Source organism: Streptomyces sp. DT2A-34 (assembly GCF_030499515.1).
In the GTDB taxonomy this organism is placed as follows: Bacteria; Actinomycetota; Actinomycetes; order Streptomycetales; family Streptomycetaceae; genus Streptomyces.
In genome coordinates this window covers 3,917,660-3,940,109 of sequence record NZ_JASTWJ010000001.1, presented here as the reverse complement: position 1 = coordinate 3,940,109, position 22,450 = coordinate 3,917,660, and the positions used below count along the sequence as shown (strand labels likewise).

Here is a 22,450-nt window from a genome sequence, read left to right as displayed (position 1 = left end):
GGGCGCCTGAGCTGCCGGTTTTGGCCCTGACGCGTTACCCGTTATCGTTGTGCGGTATGCCTCCATCCGGATGATCCACGACGTTCACCGTTCCAGGTGGCCAGCGGGTACGGATGGCGGCGGAAAACTCTCACTAAGGACCCGGAGAGAGCATGCCTCCCAAGAAGAAGAAGGTCACGGGGCTCATCAAGCTCCAGATCCAGGCCGGCGCCGCCAACCCGGCTCCGCCGGTCGGCCCCGCGCTGGGCCAGCACGGCGTCAACATCATGGAGTTCTGCAAGGCCTACAACGCCGCGACCGAGTCGCAGCGCGGTTGGGTCATCCCGGTGGAGATCACGGTCTACGAGGACCGTTCCTTCACCTTCATCACCAAGACTCCGCCGGCCGCCAAGATGATCCTCAAGGCCGCGGGCGTGGAGAAGGGCTCCGGCGAGCCGCACAAGACCAAGGTCGCCAAGATCACCGAGGCGCAGGTCCGCGAGATCGCCACCACCAAGATGCCCGACCTCAACGCCAACGACCTGGACGCCGCCGCGAAGATTATCGCCGGCACCGCCCGTTCCATGGGCATCACGGTCGAGGGCTGACCCAACCCCAAGCAGAAGTGGCAGGGCCTGCTCGGCCCGGACCACAACTCCTAAGAAGCAACAGGAGCAGTAGTGAGCAAGCGCAGCAAGACTCTCCGCGCTGCGGACGCCAAGATCGACCGGGAGAAGCTGTACGCCCCGCTCGAGGCCGTCCGTCTCGCCAAGGAGACGTCCACGACCAAGTTCGACGGCACCGTCGAGGTCGCCTTCCGTCTGGGTGTCGACCCGCGTAAGGCCGACCAGATGGTCCGTGGCACCGTGAACCTTCCGCACGGCACCGGTAAGACCGCCCGGGTCCTGGTCTTCGCGACCGGCGACCGTGCTGCGGCCGCGGAGGCTGCGGGCGCCGACATCGTCGGCTCCGACGAACTGATCGACGAGGTCTCGAAGGGCCGCCTGGACTTCGACGCCGTCGTCGCCACCCCGGACCTCATGGGCAAGGTCGGCCGCCTCGGCCGGGTGCTCGGTCCGCGTGGTCTGATGCCGAACCCGAAGACCGGCACCGTCACCCCTGACGTCGCCAAGGCCGTCACCGACATCAAGGGCGGCAAGATCGAGTTCCGCGTCGACAAGCACTCGAACCTGCACTTCATCATCGGCAAGGCGTCCTTCGACGACACCAAGCTGGTGGAGAACTACGGCGCCGCGCTGGAGGAGATCCTCCGTCTGAAGCCGTCCGCCGCCAAGGGTCGCTACATCAAGAAGGCCGCGATCAGCACCACGATCGGCCCCGGCATCCCCGTCGACCCGAACCGCACCCGCAACCTCCTCGTCGAGGAGGACCCGGCCGCGGTCTGAGCCAACGGCTCACCAGGCTCACACGGGCCCCGCCCCCTTCCCGGGTGCGGGGCCCGTCCCCGTTCTCCGGCCCGTTTGTCAGTGCCCTGGGTTAACGTGCATTCACGGGATGGGCACAGGGGGGACGAATGACGAGCACGAGGGCGGGCCGGTCGGTCTTCTGGATCGCGCTGCTGACCGCGCTGACGGCCCTGGCCGCCTGCACGTCCTCCGACCGTCCCGAGGCGAAGGACCGCGCCACCCCTGATCGGGCCGTGACGGCCGCCCTGCGCACCGTCGAACGGTCCACCGACGCCGCCGAGTCCGCCCGCGTCGACTCCACGACCACCATGGGCTCGACGCTGTCCATCAGGGCCGCCGGCACCCTCGCCTGGGGCGACGGCCTCACCGGCGCCCTGACGATCACGTACACCGGCGGCACGACGGCCGAGACCATGCGCCGACTGGGCACCACGTCGATGGAGGCCCGCTATCTCCCGGACGCCTACTACGCGCGCATGGGCGACACGTTCGCCGAGAAGACCGACGGCAAGCACTGGATCAAGTACGGCTACGACGACCTGAAGCGCTTCGCCGGCAGTTCCGGAGCGGATCTCGCGGACCAGATGCGCGGCACCGCGCCGCATACGTCGGTGAAACTGCTGCTGTCCTCCACGGACGTGCGGAAAGTCGGCGAGGAGAAGGTGAGAGGCGAGCGCACCACGCACTACTCCGGCACGGTGCGGGGCGAGGGCGCCACCACGCAGACCTTCGACATATGGGTCGACCACCGGAACCTGCTGGTCAAGAAGGTTGAGAAGGGCCGTACGGCCACGGGACGGCTGACCCAGACCGCCTACTACAGCGATTACGGCGTGAAGGCAGCGGTCGAGAAGCCTCCCGCGGGGGACACCGCGGACTTCAAGGAGTTGCTGAAGGATCCTGAGCGCCGCTGAAAGGCGCGGAATTCGCAAGACCGTTCAGGGCTCCTGGGTTACGCTCCCGATCTTGCTGTGCGCCGACCACGCACCAGCCGTGCGTTCCTTGGGGGGAATCAATGAGCCTTGCCGTACGTGCCTTCGTGCCGCCTCGGGTGGTGGGCGCGGGCCTCGCGGCGCTGCTGCTCGCCGGCTGTGGGACAGGGGTCGACGCGGAGCAGTCCGCGGCCCCACCGGCCGCCGATGCCGTCGCGCGGGCCGTGGAGAAGTCCGAGGACGTCACTTCCCTGCACTACCGGGTGACCGGCCGATTTCCGCAGCGGGGGCGGATAGCGGATGAGGCGAGTGTCGGTACGAAACCGGTGGCGGCGCGGCTCAGGACGGCCAACCTGAGCGGCGCCGAGGAGGGCGAGTCCGAGCTGCTTCTCGTCGGCGGGGTGCTGTACGGCAGCGCGAGCGACGACATGGTCGAGGAGATGGGCGGCCGTCACTGGATCAGCTACGGCCCGAAGGCCGAGTTCACCACGCACGGCGGCCTGCGCATGGACGTCGGTGGCCTGCGCGACCAGGTGATCCGCAACCCGGCGCGGGAAGCGGCCTTCCTGGCCACCGCCGAGGACGTGAAGCGGATCGGCTCCGAGAAGGCCGACGGCGCCGACACCACCCACTACGCGGGCACGGTCGCCGTCGACGAGCTTCGCGCCTCCCTCGGGAAGGTCGACGACAAGGCCACCCGGCAGAGCCGCGAGAACAGCCTTGACCAGTACCAGAAGCTGGGCGTGGACGAGCTTGCCCTGGACGTGTGGGTCGACGCCACCGACCGCGTCAGGCGTCTGCGCACCCAGGGCTTCGGCCGCCACGGTGAGCTCGACCTGACCTATACGTTCCTCGACTACGGCAAGCCGGTGACGGTCCGGGCACCCCGTGCCGACGACACGGCGGACCTGCGCAAGCCGCTGAAGAAGAACGGCAGCTGAGAGCCGTAGGGGCCGATTTGCTTGACGGCGACCCAGTCCCGTACTCTCCTACAGAAGCCCAAGACCGCTGGTCGTTGCCGTGCGCTCGCAAGAGAGTGCGGTGGCCGAAGGATCCGCTGAACTGCGGACGACCCGCGCAGGTGACAGTGGAAGAACTCCCGGAGTGCGTACGTTCCCGTTCGTGCGACCGGTCGAGTCCGCCCCGTGCGCCTGCGCCGGGGCGTTTCGTTTTCCCCAGTCCTCCTTCGGGTCCGCGCGGTCAGAATCACCCGGAAGGAGGCCGAGGCTCATGGCGAGGCCCGACAAGGCTGCCGCAGTGGCCGAGTTGACGGAGCAGTTCCGCAACTCGAACGCTGCCGTGCTGACCGAGTACCGCGGTCTCACCGTGGCGCAGCTCAAGACGCTGCGTCGTTCGCTCGGTGAGAACGCTCACTACGCCGTGGTGAAGAACACGCTGACCAAGATTGCGGCCAACGAGGCCGGGATCAACACGCTGGACGACCTGTTCAACGGTCCGACGGCTGTCGCCTTCGTCACCGGTGACCCGGTGGAGTCGGCGAAGGGTCTCCGTGACTTCGCCAAGGACAACCCGAATCTCGTCATCAAGGGCGGTGTCCTTGAGGGTAAGGCGCTCAGCGCCGACGAGATCAAGAAGCTTGCGGACCTCGAGTCCCGCGAGGTTCTGCTCAGCAAGCTGGCCGGTGCCTTCAAGGCGAAGCAGTCCCAGGCTGCCTCCGTCTTCCAGGCGCTGCCGTCGAAGCTCGTCCGCACGGTGGACGCGCTCCGCGCCAAGCAGGCCGAGCAGGGCGGTGCCGAGTAATTCGGCTCGCACACTGGCCCCCGCAGCCTGACCGCGGAGGCCACAGCGGGCCGACGTACGCCCGCCACACCCAGTACACCCGGCACCTGCCGATTTAGTGGAAGGACCGCCATCATGGCGAAGCTCAGCCAGGAAGACCTGCTCGCGCAGTTCGAGGAGATGACCCTCATCGAGCTCTCCGAGTTCGTGAAGGCCTTCGAGGAGAAGTTCGACGTCACCGCCGCCGCTGCCGCGCCGGTCGTCGTCGCCGGTGGTGCCGCTGGTGGCGCCGCCGCCGAGGCCGTCGAGGAGAAGGACGAGTTCGACGTCATCCTCACCGGCGCCGGCGACAAGAAGATCCAGGTCATCAAGGTCGTGCGTGAGCTGACCTCCCTGGGTCTGAAGGAGGCCAAGGACCTCGTGGACGGCGCTCCGAAGCCCGTCCTCGAGAAGGTCGCCAAGGACGCCGCCGAGAAGGCCGCCGAGTCCCTCAAGGGCGCCGGCGCCTCCGTCGAGGTCAAGTAAGACCTTCCCGGTCTTGCAGGTCGAGTACGGCCTTCGCGCTTGCTGAAAGCAGCCTCCTGAGGCTGTAACGCAGTCGCACCGAAGAGCGATCATCCATTCGGGTGGTCGCTCTTCGGCGTTCCTGGGGGCGCGGCCACGGTTACCTTGCGCCCGCTTCGGTGGGGGGTATGGTGATCTTCGTCGTGTCTCCGGGAGCCCCTGGGTTCGGGCACGGGGGCCTTGACGAACCGCACGCAGCGCGCAATTCTCAGGACGCGTCGTCACAAGGATCCGAATCCGAGGCATGGATCGGCGACGAAGAGGGCAGTATCAACGTGCATTGAGGGCAAGCATGCCGAGGGCGTTGAGGACAACGAGGGTCGCGAAATACCCGCACTGGACATCAGTGTGCCAAGTGGCTACACTGACCCTTTGCGCTGCCTGTTAGCTGTCCCCTGCCCGTCACCAGGGGCATGCCCTCGCTTGGGCACCGATGACCGGACCGTCCCTGACCTGGCCATTCTTTGGTCGGAGATGGAAACGCCTGTCTCTGTGCCCCGGTGAGGGGCCGGTACGCGCGTAGTGAGTCCGAGCCCTCGGAAGGACCCCCTCTTGGCCGCCTCGCGCACTGCCTCGACCGCGAATACGAACAATGGCGCCAGCACCGCCCCGCTGCGCATCTCTTTTGCAAAGATCAAGGAGCCCCTCGAGGTTCCGAACCTGCTCGCGCTGCAGACCGAGAGCTTCGACTGGCTGCTCGGCAACACCGCCTGGCAGAGTCGGGTCGAGGCGGCTCTGGAGTCCGGTCAGGATGTCCCCACCAAGTCCGGCCTCGAGGAGATCTTCGAGGAGATCTCCCCGATCGAGGACTTCTCCGGGTCGATGTCGCTGACGTTCCGCGACCACCGCTTCGAGCCCCCGAAGAACAGCATCGACGAGTGCAAGGAGCGCGACTTCACGTACGCCGCTCCGCTCTTCGTCACGGCCGAGTTCACGAACAACGAGACCGGCGAGATCAAGTCCCAGACGGTCTTCATGGGCGACTTCCCGCTCATGACGAACAAGGGCACGTTCGTCATCAACGGCACCGAGCGTGTCGTGGTGTCGCAGCTGGTCCGTTCGCCCGGTGTCTACTTCGACTCCTCCATCGACAAGACGTCCGACAAGGACATCTTCTCCGCCAAGATCATCCCGTCCCGGGGTGCCTGGCTGGAGATGGAGATCGACAAGCGCGACATGGTCGGTGTCCGCATCGACCGCAAGCGCAAGCAGTCCGTCACCGTTCTGCTCAAGGCGCTCGGCTGGACGACCGAGCAGATCCTCGAGGAGTTCGGCGAGTACGAGTCGATGCGCGCCACCCTGGAGAAGGACCACACCCAGGGCCAGGACGACGCGCTGCTCGACATCTACCGCAAGCTGCGTCCGGGCGAGCCCCCCACGCGTGAGGCCGCGCAGACGCTGCTTGAGAACCTCTACTTCAACCCGAAGCGCTACGACCTCGCCAAGGTCGGCCGCTACAAGGTCAACAAGAAGCTGGGTGCGGACGCTCCGCTGGACGCGGGCATCCTGACCGTCGAGGACATCATCTCGACGATCAAGTACCTGGTGAAGCTGCACGCGGGCGAGACCGAGACGGTCGGCGACAGCGGCCAGGGCATCGTCGTCGAGACCGACGACATCGACCACTTCGGCAACCGTCGTCTGCGCAGCGTCGGCGAGCTCATCCAGAACCAGGTCCGCACCGGTCTGGCTCGTATGGAGCGCGTCGTCCGTGAGCGCATGACGACCCAGGACGTCGAGGCGATCACGCCGCAGACCCTGATCAACATCCGGCCGGTCGTCGCCTCCATCAAGGAGTTCTTCGGCACCAGCCAGCTGTCGCAGTTCATGGACCAGAACAACCCGCTGTCGGGTCTCACCCACAAGCGCCGTCTGTCGGCTCTTGGCCCGGGTGGTCTGTCCCGTGAGCGGGCCGGCTTCGAGGTCCGTGACGTGCACCCGTCTCACTACGGCCGTATGTGCCCGATCGAGACGCCTGAAGGCCCGAACATCGGTCTGATCGGTTCGCTCGCCTCCTACGGCCGCGTCAACGCGTTCGGTTTCGTGGAGACGCCGTACCGCAAGGTCACCGGCGGTGTCGTCACCGACGAGGTCGACTACCTGACGGCCGACGAAGAGGACCGGTTCGTCATCGCGCAGGCCAACGCCACGCTCAACGACGACATGCGCTTCGCCGAGAACCGCGTCCTGGTTCGCCGGCGTGGCGGCGAGGTCGACTACGTCGCCGGTGACGACGTGGACTACATGGACGTCTCGCCGCGCCAGATGGTGTCGGTCGCGACCGCCATGATCCCGTTCCTCGAGCACGACGACGCCAACCGTGCCCTCATGGGCGCGAACATGATGCGTCAGGCCGTGCCGCTGATTAAGTCCGAGGCCCCGCTCGTCGGCACCGGCATGGAGTACCGCTCCGCTGTCGACGCCGGTGACGTGGTCAAGGCCGAGAAGGCGGGTGTGGTCCAGGAGGTCTCCGCGGACTACATCACCACCGCCAACGACGACGGCACGTACATCACGTACCGCCTGGCCAAGTTCGCCCGTTCCAACCAGGGCACCTCGGTCAACCAGAAGGTCATCGTCCACGAGGGCGACCGCATCATCGAGGGCCAGGTCCTCGCCGACGGTCCGGCCACCCAGCAGGGCGAGATGGCGCTGGGCAAGAACCTGCTCGTGGCGTTCATGCCGTGGGAGGGTCACAACTACGAGGACGCGATCATCCTGTCGCAGCGCCTCGTGCAGGACGACGTCCTCTCCTCGATCCACATCGAGGAGCACGAGGTCGACGCCCGTGACACCAAGCTCGGCCCCGAGGAGATCACCCGGGATATCCCGAACGTCTCCGAGGAGGTCCTCGCCGACCTCGACGAGCGCGGCATCATCCGTATCGGTGCCGAGGTCATCGCCGGCGACATCCTCGTCGGCAAGGTGACCCCGAAGGGTGAGACCGAGCTGACGCCGGAGGAGCGCCTGCTGCGCGCGATCTTCGGTGAGAAGGCCCGTGAGGTCCGTGACACCTCGCTGAAGGTGCCGCACGGCGAGACCGGCAAGGTCATCGGCGTCCGCGTCTTCGACCGCGAGGAGGGCGACGAGCTTCCCCCGGTGTGAACCAGCTGGTGCGCGTGTACGTCGCGCAGAAGCGCAAGATCACCGACGGTGACAAGCTCGCCGGCCGTCACGGCAACAAGGGTGTCATCTCCAAGATCCTGCCGATCGAGGACATGCCGTTCCTGGAGGACGGCACCCCGGTCGACATCATCCTCAACCCGCTGGGTGTGCCGTCCCGAATGAACCCGGGACAGGTCCTGGAGATCCACCTCGGCTGGCTCGCCAGCCGCGGCTGGGACGTCTCCGGCCTCGCGGACGAGTGGGCGCAGCGCCTCCAGGCGATCGGCGCCGACCAGGTCGACCCGGGCACGAACGTCGCGACCCCCGTCTTCGACGGTGCGCGCGAGGACGAGCTCGCGGGTCTGCTGCAGCACACCATCCCGAACCGCGACGGCGAGCGCATGGTGCTCCCGACCGGTAAGGCGCGGCTGTTCGACGGCCGTAGCGGTGAGCCGTTCCCGGACCCGATCTCGGTCGGCTACATGTACATCCTGAAGCTGCACCACCTGGTCGACGACAAGCTGCACGCCCGCTCGACCGGCCCGTACAGCATGATCACCCAGCAGCCGCTGGGTGGTAAGGCCCAGTTCGGTGGCCAGCGCTTCGGTGAGATGGAGGTGTGGGCGCTGGAGGCTTACGGCGCCGCGTACGCCCTCCAGGAGCTGCTGACCATCAAGTCCGACGACGTCACCGGCCGCGTGAAGGTCTACGAGGCCATCGTCAAGGGCGAGAACATCCCCGAGCCCGGCATCCCCGAGTCCTTCAAGGTGCTCATCAAGGAGATGCAGTCGCTCTGCCTGAACGTGGAGGTGCTGTCCAGCGACGGTATGTCCATCGAGATGCGTGACACCGACGAGGACGTCTTCCGCGCTGCGGAGGAGCTCGGCATCGACCTGTCCCGGCGCGAGCCGAGCAGCGTCGAAGAGGTCTGACGGGAGTCCGGCGGGGCCCTCACCCACAGGGCCCCGCCGACCCCCAGGCCCCCGTTTCAGACCACAGACTTACAACCCTGAGAGGGATTGACGCATAGTGCTCGACGTCAACTTCTTCGATGAGCTCCGGATCGGTCTGGCCACCGCTGACGACATCCGTCAGTGGAGCCACGGCGAGGTCAAGAAGCCCGAGACCATCAACTACCGCACGCTCAAGCCCGAAAAGGACGGACTCTTCTGCGAGAAGATCTTCGGTCCGACCCGGGACTGGGAGTGCTACTGCGGCAAGTACAAGCGCGTCCGCTTCAAGGGCATCATCTGCGAGCGCTGTGGCGTCGAGGTCACGCGTGCCAAGGTGCGCCGTGAGCGGATGGGCCACATCGAACTGGCCGCGCCCGTCACGCACATCTGGTACTTCAAGGGTGTCCCGAGCCGGCTGGGCTACCTGCTCGACCTGGCTCCCAAGGACCTCGAGAAGGTCATCTACTTCGCGGCGTACATGATCACGTACGTCGACGAGGAGCGCCGTACGCGTGACCTGCCCTCCCTGGAGGCGCACGTCTCCGTCGAGCGGCAGCAGATCGAGAACCGCCGGGACGCCGACCTGGAGGCCCGCGCCAAGAAGCTCGAGACCGACCTGGCCGAGCTCGAGGCCGAGGGTGCCAAGGCCGACGTGCGCCGCAAGGTGCGCGAGGGTGCCGAGCGTGAGATGAAGCAGCTGCGTGACCGTGCGCAGCGCGAGATCGACCGGCTCGACGAGGTGTGGACCCGGTTCAAGAACCTCAAGGTCCAGGACCTGGAGGGTGATGAGCTCCTCTACCGCGAGCTGCGTGACCGCTTCGGCACGTACTTCGACGGCTCGATGGGTGCCGCGGCGCTGCAGAAGCGCCTGGAGTCCTTCGACCTGGACGAGGAGGCCGAGCGCCTCCGTGAGATCATCCGTACCGGCAAGGGCCAGAAGAAGACCCGTGCGCTCAAGCGCCTGAAGGTCGTCTCCGCGTTCCTGCAGACCAGCAACAGCCCCAAGGGCATGGTGCTCGACTGCGTGCCGGTCATCCCGCCGGACCTTCGCCCGATGGTGCAGCTGGACGGTGGCCGTTTCGCGACCTCCGACCTGAACGACCTGTACCGCCGTGTGATCAACCGCAACAACCGACTGAAGCGCCTTCTCGACCTCGGTGCGCCCGAGATCATCGTGAACAACGAGAAGCGCATGCTCCAGGAGGCCGTCGACGCGCTGTTCGACAACGGTCGTCGTGGTCGCCCGGTCACCGGTCCGGGTAACCGCCCGCTGAAGTCCCTCAGCGACATGCTGAAGGGTAAGCAGGGTCGATTCCGTCAGAACCTGCTCGGTAAGCGTGTGGACTACTCCGCGCGTTCCGTGATCGTCGTCGGTCCGCAGCTGAAGCTGCACCAGTGCGGTCTGCCCAAGGCGATGGCGCTGGAGCTCTTCAAGCCGTTCGTGATGAAGCGGCTCGTGGACCTCAACCACGCGCAGAACATCAAGAGCGCCAAGCGCATGGTGGAGCGCGGCCGCACGGTCGTGTACGACGTCCTCGAAGAGGTCATCGCCGAGCACCCGGTTCTGCTGAACCGTGCGCCCACCCTGCACCGCCTCGGCATCCAGGCCTTCGAGCCGCAGCTGGTCGAGGGCAAGGCCATCCAGATCCACCCGCTCGTCTGCACCGCGTTCAACGCGGACTTCGACGGTGACCAGATGGCCGTGCACCTGCCGCTGTCCGCGGAGGCGCAGGCCGAGGCCCGCATCCTGATGCTGTCCTCGAACAACATCCTCAAGCCCGCCGACGGCCGTCCGGTGACGATGCCGACCCAGGACATGGTCCTCGGTCTGTTCTTCCTCACCACCGACAGCGAGATGCGGGACGTGAAGGGCACGGACCGTTCCTTCTCGTCGGTCGCCGAGGCGATCATGGCGTTCGACGCGGGTGAGCTCTCGCTCCAGTCGAAGATCGACATCCGCTTCCCGGTCGGCACCATCCCGCCGCGTGGCTGGACCCCGCCGGCGCAGGAGGAGGGCGAGCCGGAGTGGCAGCAGGGTGACAGCTTCCGTCTGAAGACCACGCTCGGCCGTGCGCTCTTCAACGAGCTGCTGCCCGAGGACTACCCGTTCGTCGACTACGAAGTCGGCAAGAAGCAGCTCTCCGAGATCGTCAACGACCTCGCCGAGCGCTACCCGAAGGTCATCGTGGCGGCGACGCTCGACAACCTGAAGGCGTCCGGCTTCTACTGGGCCACCCGTTCCGGCGTCACCGTCGCCATCTCCGACGTCGTCGTTCCCGAGGCGAAGAAGGAGATCGTCAAGGGCTATGAGGCGCAGGACGAGAAGGTCCAGAAGCAGTACGAGCGCGGTCTGATCACCAAGGACGAGCGCACGCAGGAGCTCATCGCGATCTGGACCAAGGCGACCAACGAGGTCGCCGAGGCGATGAACGACAACTTCCCGAAGACCAACCCGATCTTCATGATGGTGAACTCGGGTGCACGAGGCAACATGATGCAGATGCGTCAGATCGCCGGTATGCGTGGTCTGGTGTCGAACGCGAAGAACGAGACGATCCCGCGTCCGATCAAGGCGTCGTTCCGTGAGGGTCTGTCCGTGCTGGAGTACTTCATCTCCACGCACGGTGCCCGTAAGGGTCTGGCGGACACCGCCCTGCGTACCGCCGACTCGGGTTACCTCACCCGTCGTCTGGTCGACGTCTCCCAGGACGTCATCATTCGCGAGGAGGACTGCGGCACCGAGCGCGGCCTCAAGCTGGCCATCGCCGAGCGCGGCGCCGACGGCGTCCTGCGCAAGGCGGACAACGCCGAGACCAGCGTGTACGCGCGCTGCCTCGCCGAGGACATCGTCGTCGACGGCAAGGTGCTCGCCCCGGCGGGCGTCGACCTCGGTGACGTCCTCATCGACCAGCTGGTCAAGGCCGGCGTCGAGGAGGTCAAGACCCGCTCGGTCCTGACCTGCGAGTCCGCCGTCGGCACCTGCGCCATGTGCTACGGCCGTTCGCTGGCCACCGGCAAGCTGGTCGACATCGGTGAGGCGGTCGGCATCATCGCCGCCCAGTCCATCGGTGAGCCCGGTACCCAGCTGACGATGCGTACCTTCCACACCGGTGGTGTGGCCGGTGACGACATCACCCAGGGTCTGCCGCGTGTCGTCGAGCTCTTCGAGGCCCGTACCCCGAAGGGTGTCGCCCCGATCTCCGAGGCCTCCGGCCGTATCCGGATCGAGGAGACCGAGAAGACCAAGAAGATCGTCGTCACCCCGGACGACGGCAGCGACGAGACGGCGTACCCGATCTCGAAGCGTGCCCGACTCCTGGTCAGCGAGGGCGAGCACGTCGAGGTGGGCCAGAAGCTCACCGTGGGTGCCACCAACCCGCACGACGTGCTGCGCATCCTGGGTCAGCGTGCCGTCCAGGTCCACCTGGTCGGCGAGGTCCAGAAGGTCTACAACTCGCAGGGTGTGTCGATCCACGACAAGCACATCGAGATCATCATCCGGCAGATGCTGCGCCGCGTGACGATCATCGAGTCCGGCGACGCCGAGCTGCTGCCCGGCGAGCTGGTCGAGCGCTCGAAGTTCGAGACCGAGAACCGTCGTGTGGTCCAGGAGGGCGGTCACCCGGCCTCCGGTCGTCCGCAGCTGATGGGTATCACCAAGGCCTCGCTGGCGACGGAATCCTGGCTGTCGGCCGCCTCCTTCCAGGAGACGACCCGAGTCCTGACGGACGCGGCGATCAACGCCAAGTCCGACAGCCTCATCGGCCTCAAGGAGAACGTCATCATCGGTAAGCTCATCCCGGCCGGTACGGGTCTGTCCCGCTACCGCAACATCCGGGTCGAGCCGACCGAGGAGGCCAAGGCCGCGATGTACTCGGCCGTCGGCTACGACGACATCGACTACTCGCCGTTCGGCACCGGCTCCGGCCAGGCCGTTCCGCTGGAGGACTACGACTACGGTCCGTACAACCAGTAAGGCGTACGTCCACTGAAGGGCGGTCACCCCTCGGGGTGGCCGCCCTTCGGCGTCCTCCGGGGCCCGGGATCGTCTCCGGGTTTTCTCCGGGGCCACCCCGATGCCTGGGATGCTGGACGGGCGCATCATTGAGAGAGTCCGACCATTGCGGGGGAGGTGCTCCATGACACATCCGTCGTGGCAGCCGTGGCAGGGGAGCGGTGTTCCACAGCCGTGGCAGGGGACCGGGGTTCCTCAGCCATGGGCCGGCGCCGGTGCCCCCGCGATGCTCGCCTCGCACGCCGACCGTGAGCGTGCCGTGGACGTGCTCAAGGCCGGGTACGGGGAGGGGCGCCTGGAGCACCCCGAGTTCGAGAGGCGGGTCGCGCGGGCCTACGCGGCCCGTACGGTGGGCGAGCTGGCCCTGCTGGTCGCCGACCTGCCCCAGGGCCCCATGGCGCAGCCGGCGGCCGTCATGCCCGTACCGGGGGCCTTCCTGCCGGTGCCCCGGCCGCAGACGAACGGCAAGGCGGTCGGTTCCGCCGTGTGCGGCGCGCTGTGTCTGGTGTCCTTCGGGCTCACCGGGGTACCGGCGGTGGTGCTGGGACACGCGGCACGCGCCGAGATGCGCCGCACCGGGGAGAGCGGCGACGGACTCGCCCTGACCGGGCTCGTGCTCGGTTGGCTGTCGACCGGGTGTTGGGCGCTGTTGCTGACGCTGATGGTCGTGGCCGCCGCCGTGTCCGGATGAGGTCCGGGAGGGGCGGGCTGACGTGGCCGTATCGGAGATTCGAAGATCGGACACGCCGTGTGGTCTTGACATCGGCCGTATGGCGATGCGGGCGAGGCCCGTTTGTTTTGACCGCAGCGAATGAGGTAGGTACGCTCAGACCTTGTGCCTGGGGTGTGCCCTGGCTCTCGTGCGTGCCTTCAACCGCATAGCGAGCTGTGAGCGGCCACCGTAATCTGTGCTCTTTTCGCCTCGCGGCGGGAATCCGCCGGATTCGACACACCCGACCGCGTGGGTCGGCGACGTTCCAGGTTAGCTTCACCATTCGGCACACAGAAACCGGAGAAGTAGTGCCTACGATCCAGCAGCTGGTCCGTAAGGGCCGGCAGGACAAGGTCGAGAAGAACAAGACGCCCGCGCTCGAGGGTTCCCCTCAGCGTCGTGGCGTCTGCACGCGTGTGTTCACGACCACCCCGAAGAAGCCGAACTCGGCCCTGCGTAAGGTCGCGCGTGTGCGTCTGACCAGCGGGATCGAGGTCACCGCTTACATTCCGGGTGAGGGACACAACCTGCAGGAGCACTCCATCGTGCTCGTGCGCGGCGGCCGTGTGAAGGACCTGCCGGGTGTTCGCTACAAGATCATCCGTGGCTCCCTCGACACCCAGGGTGTCAAGAACCGCAAGCAGGCCCGTTCCCGCTACGGCGCCAAGAAGGAGAAGTAAGAATGCCTCGTAAGGGCCCCGCCCCGAAGCGCCCGGTCATCATCGACCCGGTCTACGGTTCTCCTCTGGTCACGTCGCTCATCAACAAGGTGCTGCTGAACGGCAAGCGCTCCACCGCCGAGCGCATCGTCTACGGCGCCATGGAGGGCCTGCGCGAGAAGACCGGCAACGACCCGGTCATCACGCTGAAGCGCGCTCTCGAGAACATCAAGCCGACCCTTGAGGTCAAGTCCCGCCGTGTCGGTGGCGCCACCTACCAGGTCCCGGTCGAGGTCAAGCCCGGCCGTGCCAACACCCTGGCGCTGCGCTGGCTCGTGGGCTACTCCCGCGCCCGTCGCGAGAAGACCATGACCGAGCGTCTGCTCAACGAGCTCCTCGACGCCAGCAACGGCCTCGGTGCCGCTGTGAAGAAGCGCGAGGACACGCACAAGATGGCCGAGTCCAACAAGGCCTTCGCGCACTACCGCTGGTAGTCGCTACCCACATCGAGACCGAGAGAAGACTGAAGCCTTATGGCTACCACTTCACTTGACCTGGCCAAGGTCCGCAATATCGGGATCATGGCCCACATCGACGCGGGCAAGACGACCACCACCGAGCGGATCCTGTTCTACACCGGTGTGTCTTACAAGATCGGTGAGGTCCACGACGGCGCTGCCACCATGGACTGGATGGAGCAGGAGCAGGAGCGTGGCATCACGATCACGTCTGCTGCGACCACGTGTCACTGGCCGCTCGAGGACAACGACTACACCATCAACATCATCGACACCCCGGGGCACGTCGACTTCACCGTTGAGGTGGAGCGCTCCCTGCGTGTGCTCGACGGTGCCGTGACGGTGTTCGACGGTGTCGCCGGTGTCGAGCCGCAGTCCGAGACGGTGTGGCGTCAGGCCGACCGTTACGGCGTGCCGCGTATCTGCTTCGTCAACAAGCTCGACCGGACCGGCGCGGAGTTCCACCGCTGCGTCGACATGATCTCGGACCGCCTTGGTGCGCAGCCGCTGGTCATGCAGCTTCCGATCGGTGCCGAGGCCGACTTCAAGGGCGTCGTGGACCTGGTCCGCATGAAGGCGCTCGTGTGGTCCGCCGAGGCCGCCAAGGGCGAGATGTACGACGTCGTCGACATCCCGGCCACGCACATCGAGGCTGCCGAGGAGTACCGCGGCAAGCTGGTCGAGGGCGTCGCCGAGAACGACGAAGAGATCATGGAGCTGTACCTGGAGGGCCAGGAGCCCACCGAGGAGCAGCTGTACGCCGCGATCCGTCGCATCACCATCGCGTCCGGCAAGTCCAGCGACACCACGGTCACCCCGGTGTTCTGTGGCACCGCGTTCAAGAACAAGGGCGTCCAGCCCCTGCTCGACGCGGTCGTGCGCTACCTGCCGACCCCGCTCGACGTCGAGGCCATCGAGGGCCACGACGTGAAGGACCCCGAGCTGGTCGTCAAGCGCAAGCCGTCCGACGACGAGCCGCTGTCGGCGCTGGCGTTCAAGATCATGAGCGACCCGCACCTCGGCAAGCTCACCTTCGTCCGGATCTACTCCGGTCGCCTGGAGTCCGGCACCGCCGTGCTGAACTCCGTCAAGGGCAAGAAGGAGCGCATCGGCAAGATCTACCGCATGCACGCGAACAAGCGTGAGGAGATCGAGTCGGTGGGCGCCGGCGACATCGTCGCCGTCATGGGCCTCAAGCAGACCACCACCGGTGAGACGCTGAGCGACGACAAGGCCCCGGTGATCCTGGAGTCCATGGACTTCCCGGCGCCGGTCATCCAGGTCGCCATCGAGCCCAAGTCCAAGGGTGACCAGGAGAAGCTGGGTGTCGCCATCCAGCGTCTCGCGGAGGAGGACCCCTCCTTCCAGGTCCACTCGGACGAGGAGACCGGCCAGACCATCATCGGTGGTATGGGCGAGCTGCACCTCGAGGTGCTGGTCGACCGTATGCGCCGTGAGTTCAAGGTCGAGGCCAACGTCGGCAAGCCGCAGGTCGCCTACCGCGAGACGATCCGCAAGGCCGTCGAGCGCGTCGACTACACGCACAAGAAGCAGACTGGTGGTACCGGCCAGTTCGCCAAGGTGCAGATCGCGATCGAGCCGATCGAGGGCGGCGACGCCTCGTACGAGTTTGTGAACAAGGTGACCGGTGGCCGTATCCCGAAGGAGTACATCCCTTCGGTCGACGCCGGTGCGCAGGAGGCCATGCAGTTCGGCATCCTGGCGGGCTACGAGATGACGGGCGTCCGCGTCACGCTCATCGACGGTGGCTACCACGAGGTCGACTCCTCCGAGCTCGCGTTCAAGATCGCCGGTTCGCAGGCCTTCAAGGAGGCCGCGCGCAAGGCCAGCCCCGTTCTTCTTGAGCCGATGATGGCCGTCGAGGTCACCACGCCCGAGGACTACATGGGTGAGGTCATCGGCGACATCAACTCCCGCCGTGGCCAGATCCAGGCCATGGAGGAGCGGGCGGGTGCCCGCGTCGTGAAGGGCCTCGTGCCTCTCTCGGAGATGTTCGGTTACGTCGGCGACCTGCGCAGCAAGACGTCCGGCCGTGCCAGCTACTCCATGCAGTTCGACTCCTACGCCGAGGTTCCGCGGAACGTCGCCGAGGAGATCATCGCGAAGGCCAAGGGCGAGTAACGCACCGCGTTCACACGCTTTAGGCTTGACTCCGGAGCCTCAGGGGGCATTCCGCCGCAATAGCGGTCGGAATGCCCCGGGGCCCGGGCTTTCCAGCAAAGATCACCTGGCGCCGATGAAGCAAGGCGTTCAGAACCACTCCACAGGAGGACCCCGTGGCGAAGGCGAAGTTCGAGCGGACTAAGCCCCACGTCAACATCGGCACCATCGGTCACATCGACCACGGTAAGACGACCCTCACGGCCGCCATTACCAAGGTGCTGCACGACGCGTACCCGGACCTGAACGAGGCCTCGGCCTTCGACCAGATCGACAAGGCTCCCGAGGAGCGCCAGCGCGGTATCACCATCTCCATCGCGCACGTCGAGTACCAGACCGAGACGCGTCACTACGCCCACGTCGACTGCCCCGGTCACGCGGACTACATCAAGAACATGATCACCGGTGCTGCCCAGATGGACGGCGCCATCCTCGTGGTCGCCGCCACCGACGGCCCGATGCCGCAGACCAAGGAGCACGTGCTCCTGGCCCGCCAGGTCGGCGTTCCGTACATCGTCGTCGCCCTGAACAAGGCCGACATGGTGGACGACGAGGAGATCCTGGAGCTCGTCGAGCTCGAGGTTCGTGAGCTGCTCTCCGAGTACGAGTTCCCGGGCGACGACCTGCCGGTCGTCAAGGTCTCGGCGCTCAAGGCCCTTGAGGGCGACAAGGAGTGGGGCCAGACCGTCCTCGACCTGATGAAGGCCGTCGACGAGAACATCCCGCAGCCCGAGCGTGACGTCGACAAGCCGTTCCTGATGCCGATCGAGGACGTCTTCACGATCACCGGTCGCGGTACGGTCGTCACCGGCCGTATCGAGCGTGGTGTCCTGAAGGTCAACGAGACCGTTGACATCGTGGGCATCAAGCAGGAGAAGACCACCACCACGGTCACCGGCATCGAGATGTTCCGCAAGCTGCTCGACGAGGGCCAGGCCGGTGAGAACGTCGGTCTGCTGCTCCGTGGCATCAAGCGCGAGGACGTCGAGCGCGGCCAGGTCATCATCAAGCCGGGCTCGGTCACCCCGCACACCGAGTTCGAGGCGCAGGCCTACATCCTGTCCAAGGACGAGGGTGGCCGCCACACGCCGTTCTTCAACAACTACCGTCCGCAGTTCTACTTCCGTACGACGGACGTGACCGGCGTGGTGACCCTCCCCGAGGGCACCGAGATGGTCATGCCGGGTGACAACACCGAGATGAAGGTGGAGCTCATCCAGCCCGTCGCCATGGAAGAGGGCCTGAAGTTCGCCATCCGTGAGGGTGGCCGGACCGTGGGCGCCGGCCAGGTCACCAAGATCAACAAGTGACCTTGTTGATGTGACCTGGTAGCTCCGACGCGAGCTCCTGAAGGGGCCCGTACGACTTCGGTCGTACGGGCCCTTTTGCTTTCCGGCAGGGGACGCGTCAGGTGTTGGAGCCGTCCGGGACGATGCAGAAGGCGACGTGGCTGATGTCGGTGAGGGCATTACCGGTGGGGTTGAGCTGGGCGTGGAGCGTTTCGTCGGCCTCGACCTGGCCGGCCGGCGTATCCGTGTAGTCGTAGAGGTTGGCTCCGCCCTCGTTCGCCGGACCGCCCTTGACGATGACTGCCGTAGCGGCGAAGGGGCCCTCGATGCTGAAACTCAGCAGCTGCCCGTCTGGCTCCTCCGTCCTTTCCGTGATGCCGATGGTGATCGTTCCCTGCCCGTTGATGTTGATCACCTGCCCGTCCGTCGGGGCCGTGTTCGTGTCGAATTCTGTGGAGCCGCTCTGCCCCGGGATGTCGGCGCAGTCGGGGTTATCGGCGACTTCTTCGGGCGCCACCTCGGCCTCGAGCTGAGGCCCCGGGGCGGCCGCCGCGGGGCCCGCCGCGAAGGTGACCGCCAGTGCTGTGGCCAGACCGAGGCCGACGCAGCGCGCCCCCCATCTCGCTCGTGTGGACCGGGTGGTTGCTCGAGTGGTTGCTCGCACGACGAGTGCTCCTTTGTTCTGGGTGGACCGGATCCCGCCCGGGCGGACACTCGCACCCTTTCCTTCGGCTGCCTTCGGCGATTCGGGTGCTGATCCGCATCCGCTGGGGGGCATCTGATCATTTGCACAATCCGATGAACGCCACTCCCGGGGATTCCTCTGCGTAGGCCGTCCGAGTTGCAGAGCACCGGAAAGGCCGAGTGTCGAAGTGTCGTCGCGGGCGTTCGACGAGGCCGTCGCGCCCCTGTGCGGGGCCGGTTTCCGCCGCCTGTGAGCACGTTGTCCGGCGGCAAGAAACGCCCGGCGCCAAGTCAGGCAAGTAGGACATACATTCAAAAAATGTTGATATAACCCTCACATAGGGCGTGAGCTGCTCCTCCGATGCAGCCGCGCCCCACGTGTTCGCCGAGGGCCGGGGTCATAGGGAGAACCATGCGGCAGTCCACCAGCGCGGTGTCGAGGCAGGCGATTTCCCTCACACCGCACCGGTCCACCACGCCCAAACGCCCTGCCAACCGGTGGTACGTGCCGGTCGCGGTCTGCGCCGACTCCTTGGGGATGGCGCTGCCGACAGTGGTGATCCTCTCCCTGATCGGTGCGGCCCACCCCGTGCACCAGGCGGTGGCGATCACGGTCGTCTGGGTGCTCGTGGGCCTCGCCGCCAAGCGCTACGCACCCTGGACATGGGACGAAGGCGCCCCGGTCGGACCGGTGGTGCGGGACTGGCTGGTGCTGCTCGGCGCCCTGGCCGTACTGCGGACGGTATTCGGGCTCGGCGAGCCCCCGGCGGCGGCTCTTGCCGCCCTGTGCCCGTCCCTGGCGGTCACCGTGGTCTGCCGCAAGGCGATCCACCGCCACGTCCTGGCCGTACGCCGACGCGCCCGAGGGCTTCGACGCGTCCTCGTCGTCGGTGAGGCCGGGGCGGTGGACTCCGTGGTCGGACAGCTCGCCGAGCGCACGGACCACGGGTACGTGGTGGTCGGGGCCTGTGTGCTGGGCGAGGGAGACCTGCTGTCCGGTGTGCCCGTGTCCGCCCGGCTGCGGGTCGGCGCGCCGGCAGCTCCGGACGAGGATGCCGTGCCCGTGGCGGAAGCGGCTGAGGCGCTCGGCGCCGACCTGGTCTTCGTCACCACCGGCAGGCACATGTGCGGGGACCGGCTTCGCCGGCTGTCCTGGGCCTTGCACGACCGGGGCCGCCGGCTGATGGTGCTGCCCGGCATCGTCGAAGTGGCCCGGCGCCGGGTCCGTATCGCCTCGGCGGCCGGGCTCACCCTGCTGGACGTCTCGCCGCCGACGCGCCGTGGCCTGCCGACGCTGCTGAAGGCCGCCACGGACCGGGCAGGCTCGCTCGTCCTGCTCATGGTGCTGGCTCCCCTGTTCGCGCTGCTGGCGCTCGCCGTGCGCATCAGTTCGCCGGGGCCCGTCATCTACCGTCAGGTCCGCGTCGGCCGGGACGGGGTGCCTTTCCCCATGTGGAAGTTCCGGACCATGGTCGTGGACGCGGACCGGATGAAGGGTGACCTGGCGGCGGCGAACGAACACGACGGCCATATGTTCAAGCTGCGCCGGGATCCCCGGGTCACGTCTGCCGGACGCTTTCTGCGCCGCTACTCGCTGGACGAGCTGCCCCAGTTGGCCAATGTCCTGCTCGGCCACATGTCGCTGGTGGGGCCCCGCCCGCCGCTGCCCGAGGAAGTCGCCCGCTACGACGAGGTGGAGATGCGCCGACTGAGCGTCAAACCCGGCCTCACGGGGCTGTGGCAGGTCAGCGGCAGATCCGACCTGTCCTGGCACGAGACCGTCTCGCTCGATCTGCGGTACGTCGACAACTGGTCGTGGACCTGGGACATGACGGTCATGGCCCGCACGGTTCGCGCTGTGCTGGACGGGCGCGGCGCCTACTGAGAACGTCTGGTCCGGTGTGCCGGACCGAACCGGTCAGGAAAGCCGGCATACCGAATCGAGATTCAGGGAGCGCACATACCGCTCATCGGCATCGGCACCGCGGTAGCGAAGCGGGCGCGCATTCTCAGGGGTGATCGGTGTGCACCGTGATTCGAGCTGCAGGCGGAGATCGTTTCGCAGGTACATCCACATGCCGTGGACGACAATGGGCGTGTAGTTGTGCCGGAAGTAGGCGATGTCGTACAGCTTGGAGACCTCCGACCACATGCCGTGCGTCTCCACCAGTTCGGGTTTGTTGGCCGCCAGGTAGGAGGGCATCGCCGCGTATCCGTCGCGAGCGAGCGCGGTGTTGGCAAGCAGGGCCAGGTCAAGGATCTTCAAGTTGGCGCAGCACAGACTCGAGCCGCCGACATCCGGGGTCAATACGGTCAGTTCCGGCTGTCCCAGCTTCACCCGCACCTCGTCCATCGCCTCGCCGGTCATACGGTATGCCGCTGGGGTGACAGCCACCTCGCTCTCGGGGTGGAGCCGTGCGGCGATAAACTGCTTTTCGATGCCGCAGGCCGTGAGCAGAAGCATCGCGGCGATCACGGCGAAGAGGCGTGGCGTGGATTTCAGGAATCGCATGACACCGGGCTTGGACAGGGCGAGCGCCACTACGCCCAGGGCGATCGCGGACTGCTCCATCCGCCCGATGTAGCCCCAATTCCGACCGATCGCCACGTTGAAGACCGCGACAGCACCGATGTACCCGAGGCCGAAACTCGCGACGGGGTGGACGCTCCGTGAGCGAATTCGCCCGACCGCCTCCGCGCCCGCCGACCGCAACCCGCTGCGCATCCCTGCCCACGCCGTGACGGCGATGACCGCTGCCGGCAGCAGGACGTAGAGAACCTCCACCGCGGCCACGGACACCTGCAGGACGTGCCTGATCGTCGAGTCCGCGCTGTACGGGCTGGACTGCTTCGCGATCATCGTGTTCGGCAGCGGCGAGCCGAAAATCGCCAGGCGAACCGCTGTGAGGACCGCGAAGGAGAGAACGGCCCCCGCGACCAGGGCCCACGCCCGGCGATACTCCCTCGAACACAGCACCAACACCACAGCGCCGGCGATGACGTACCCGACGGCTTCCGCCCGGATCCACGGGGCTGTGGCCGCCAGCAGCATCAGCCCGATCCACGCATGCCGGTGGCCGCTCCGAAACAGCCACACGATCGCGAGCGCGGCCGTGGACAGCGACGTCATCTCCATTCCGTTGATGGTTTCGTTGAGGAACGGCCCGTACCCGAAGAGCACCAGGCTGACCACCCAAGCCTGGACGCGGCCGTACTGTCGCACCATGGTGTGCAGCAGTACGGCACCGATGGCCGCGAAGAGTGCGGACCACAGCTGGCCGGCCAGGATCATGCCGCCGAAGTCCAAGGGCAACACCCGGTAGGTGCCTGCCATCAGCAAGAACCAAAAGGGACTTGAAAACCCCTCGACCGTCTCTGACGGCGGTGTCAGCGCGATCTGACCGGACTCGACAAAGGTGCGCGCGAACGCCAGCGTGATGGATCCGTCGTCCCAGCCGTTCGCCCCGATGAACAGAGCGAGGGCCGAGTGGAGGAAAAGGACCGCACCGAACAGTCCGTAGGAAAGGAACCGGTCTGCCTTTTCGGCTGCCCGTCGAGGCGCTGAGGTGGGGTCGTCCGTCGTGCGGATGACGCCGAGATCGCCTGCCGTCTGCCCAACGTACATGCCGTCCGCCCTTGTGTCGGAATGCCGATCTTTCTACTACAGGAATTCATTTCGACTTGGGTGACGG

15 protein-coding genes and 1 pseudogene are annotated in these 22,450 nt (G+C 66.6%); 14 read left to right on the top strand and 2 right to left on the bottom strand.

The features are described from left to right. Nucleotides 1–152: 152 nt before the first annotated feature. The 13 genes and pseudogenes from rplK (at nucleotide 153) to tuf (ending at nucleotide 18,095) form a co-directional block, all read left to right on the top strand. The gene (gene rplK, locus QQM39_RS17235) at nucleotides 153–587 is read left to right on the top strand and encodes a 50S ribosomal protein L11 (RefSeq protein WP_028805116.1); all 435 of its coding nucleotides are present in this window, start codon (nucleotides 153–155) and stop codon (nucleotides 585–587) included. Between the two features lie 72 nt (nucleotides 588–659). Beyond that, complete coding sequence (gene rplA / locus QQM39_RS17230) at nucleotides 660–1,385, top strand: 50S ribosomal protein L1 (RefSeq protein WP_301997715.1); 726 nt, start codon at nucleotides 660–662, stop codon at nucleotides 1,383–1,385. Between the two features lie 128 nt (nucleotides 1,386–1,513). Then, the gene (locus QQM39_RS17225; protein WP_301997714.1) at nucleotides 1,514–2,320 is read left to right on the top strand and encodes a hypothetical protein; all 807 of its coding nucleotides are present in this window, start codon (nucleotides 1,514–1,516) and stop codon (nucleotides 2,318–2,320) included. A gap of 101 nt (nucleotides 2,321–2,421) precedes the next feature. Then, nucleotides 2,422–3,279 (top strand): hypothetical protein, encoded by an 858-nt coding sequence (locus QQM39_RS17220; protein ID WP_301997712.1) that lies wholly within the window; start codon nucleotides 2,422–2,424, stop codon nucleotides 3,277–3,279. 289 nt (nucleotides 3,280–3,568) lie between these two features. Beyond that, a complete protein-coding gene (rplJ, locus tag QQM39_RS17215) occupies nucleotides 3,569–4,099 on the top strand; it encodes a 50S ribosomal protein L10 (protein ID WP_217205691.1) in 531 nt (176 codons plus the stop codon). Nucleotides 4,100–4,213: 114 nt separating this feature from the next. Next, nucleotides 4,214–4,603, top strand: coding sequence for a 50S ribosomal protein L7/L12 (gene rplL / locus QQM39_RS17210; protein ID WP_062706819.1), 390 nt, complete (start codon nucleotides 4,214–4,216; stop codon nucleotides 4,601–4,603). A 591-nt stretch (nucleotides 4,604–5,194) separates the two neighbouring features. Then, nucleotides 5,195–8,679 (top strand): annotated as a pseudogene (rpoB, locus tag QQM39_RS17205) (DNA-directed RNA polymerase subunit beta). A 97-nt stretch (nucleotides 8,680–8,776) separates the two neighbouring features. Continuing rightward, nucleotides 8,777–12,676 (top strand): DNA-directed RNA polymerase subunit beta', encoded by a 3,900-nt coding sequence (locus QQM39_RS17200; protein ID WP_301997710.1) that lies wholly within the window; start codon nucleotides 8,777–8,779, stop codon nucleotides 12,674–12,676. A gap of 163 nt (nucleotides 12,677–12,839) precedes the next feature. Then, entirely contained in the window at nucleotides 12,840–13,406 is a 567-nt protein-coding gene (locus tag QQM39_RS17195; protein ID WP_301997709.1) for a DUF1707 and DUF4190 domain-containing protein, read from the top strand. A 329-nt stretch (nucleotides 13,407–13,735) separates the two neighbouring features. After that, nucleotides 13,736–14,107 (top strand): 30S ribosomal protein S12, encoded by a 372-nt coding sequence (rpsL, locus tag QQM39_RS17190; RefSeq protein WP_003948652.1) that lies wholly within the window; start codon nucleotides 13,736–13,738, stop codon nucleotides 14,105–14,107. A gap of 2 nt (nucleotides 14,108–14,109) precedes the next feature. Continuing rightward, on the top strand, nucleotides 14,110–14,580 hold the full coding sequence (gene rpsG / locus QQM39_RS17185; RefSeq protein WP_003998848.1) for a 30S ribosomal protein S7: 471 nt from the start codon (nucleotides 14,110–14,112) through the stop codon (nucleotides 14,578–14,580). Nucleotides 14,581–14,619: 39 nt separating this feature from the next. Continuing rightward, nucleotides 14,620–16,746, top strand: coding sequence for an elongation factor G (fusA, locus tag QQM39_RS17180; protein ID WP_301997707.1), 2,127 nt, complete (start codon nucleotides 14,620–14,622; stop codon nucleotides 16,744–16,746). A gap of 155 nt (nucleotides 16,747–16,901) precedes the next feature. Next, nucleotides 16,902–18,095, top strand: a complete 1,194-nt coding sequence (gene tuf, locus QQM39_RS17175) for an elongation factor Tu (RefSeq protein WP_062706810.1) — start codon at nucleotides 16,902–16,904, stop codon at nucleotides 18,093–18,095. Between the two features lie 97 nt (nucleotides 18,096–18,192). Here the strand turns inward: tuf and QQM39_RS17170 are convergent, their stop codons facing one another. Further along, nucleotides 18,193–18,738: a hypothetical protein gene (locus tag QQM39_RS17170; protein ID WP_301997703.1), complete on the bottom strand. Its 546-nt coding sequence runs from the start codon at nucleotides 18,736–18,738 to the stop codon at nucleotides 18,193–18,195. Nucleotides 18,739–19,263: 525 nt separating this feature from the next. Here QQM39_RS17170 and QQM39_RS17165 point away from each other — a divergent pair. Beyond that, nucleotides 19,264–20,643: an exopolysaccharide biosynthesis polyprenyl glycosylphosphotransferase gene (locus QQM39_RS17165; RefSeq protein ID WP_302003614.1), complete on the top strand. Its 1,380-nt coding sequence runs from the start codon at nucleotides 19,264–19,266 to the stop codon at nucleotides 20,641–20,643. Between the two features lie 33 nt (nucleotides 20,644–20,676). Here the strand turns inward: QQM39_RS17165 and QQM39_RS17160 are convergent, their stop codons facing one another. Then, complete coding sequence (locus tag QQM39_RS17160) at nucleotides 20,677–22,383, bottom strand: hypothetical protein (protein WP_301997702.1); 1,707 nt, start codon at nucleotides 22,381–22,383, stop codon at nucleotides 20,677–20,679. Nucleotides 22,384–22,450 lie beyond the last annotated feature (67 nt).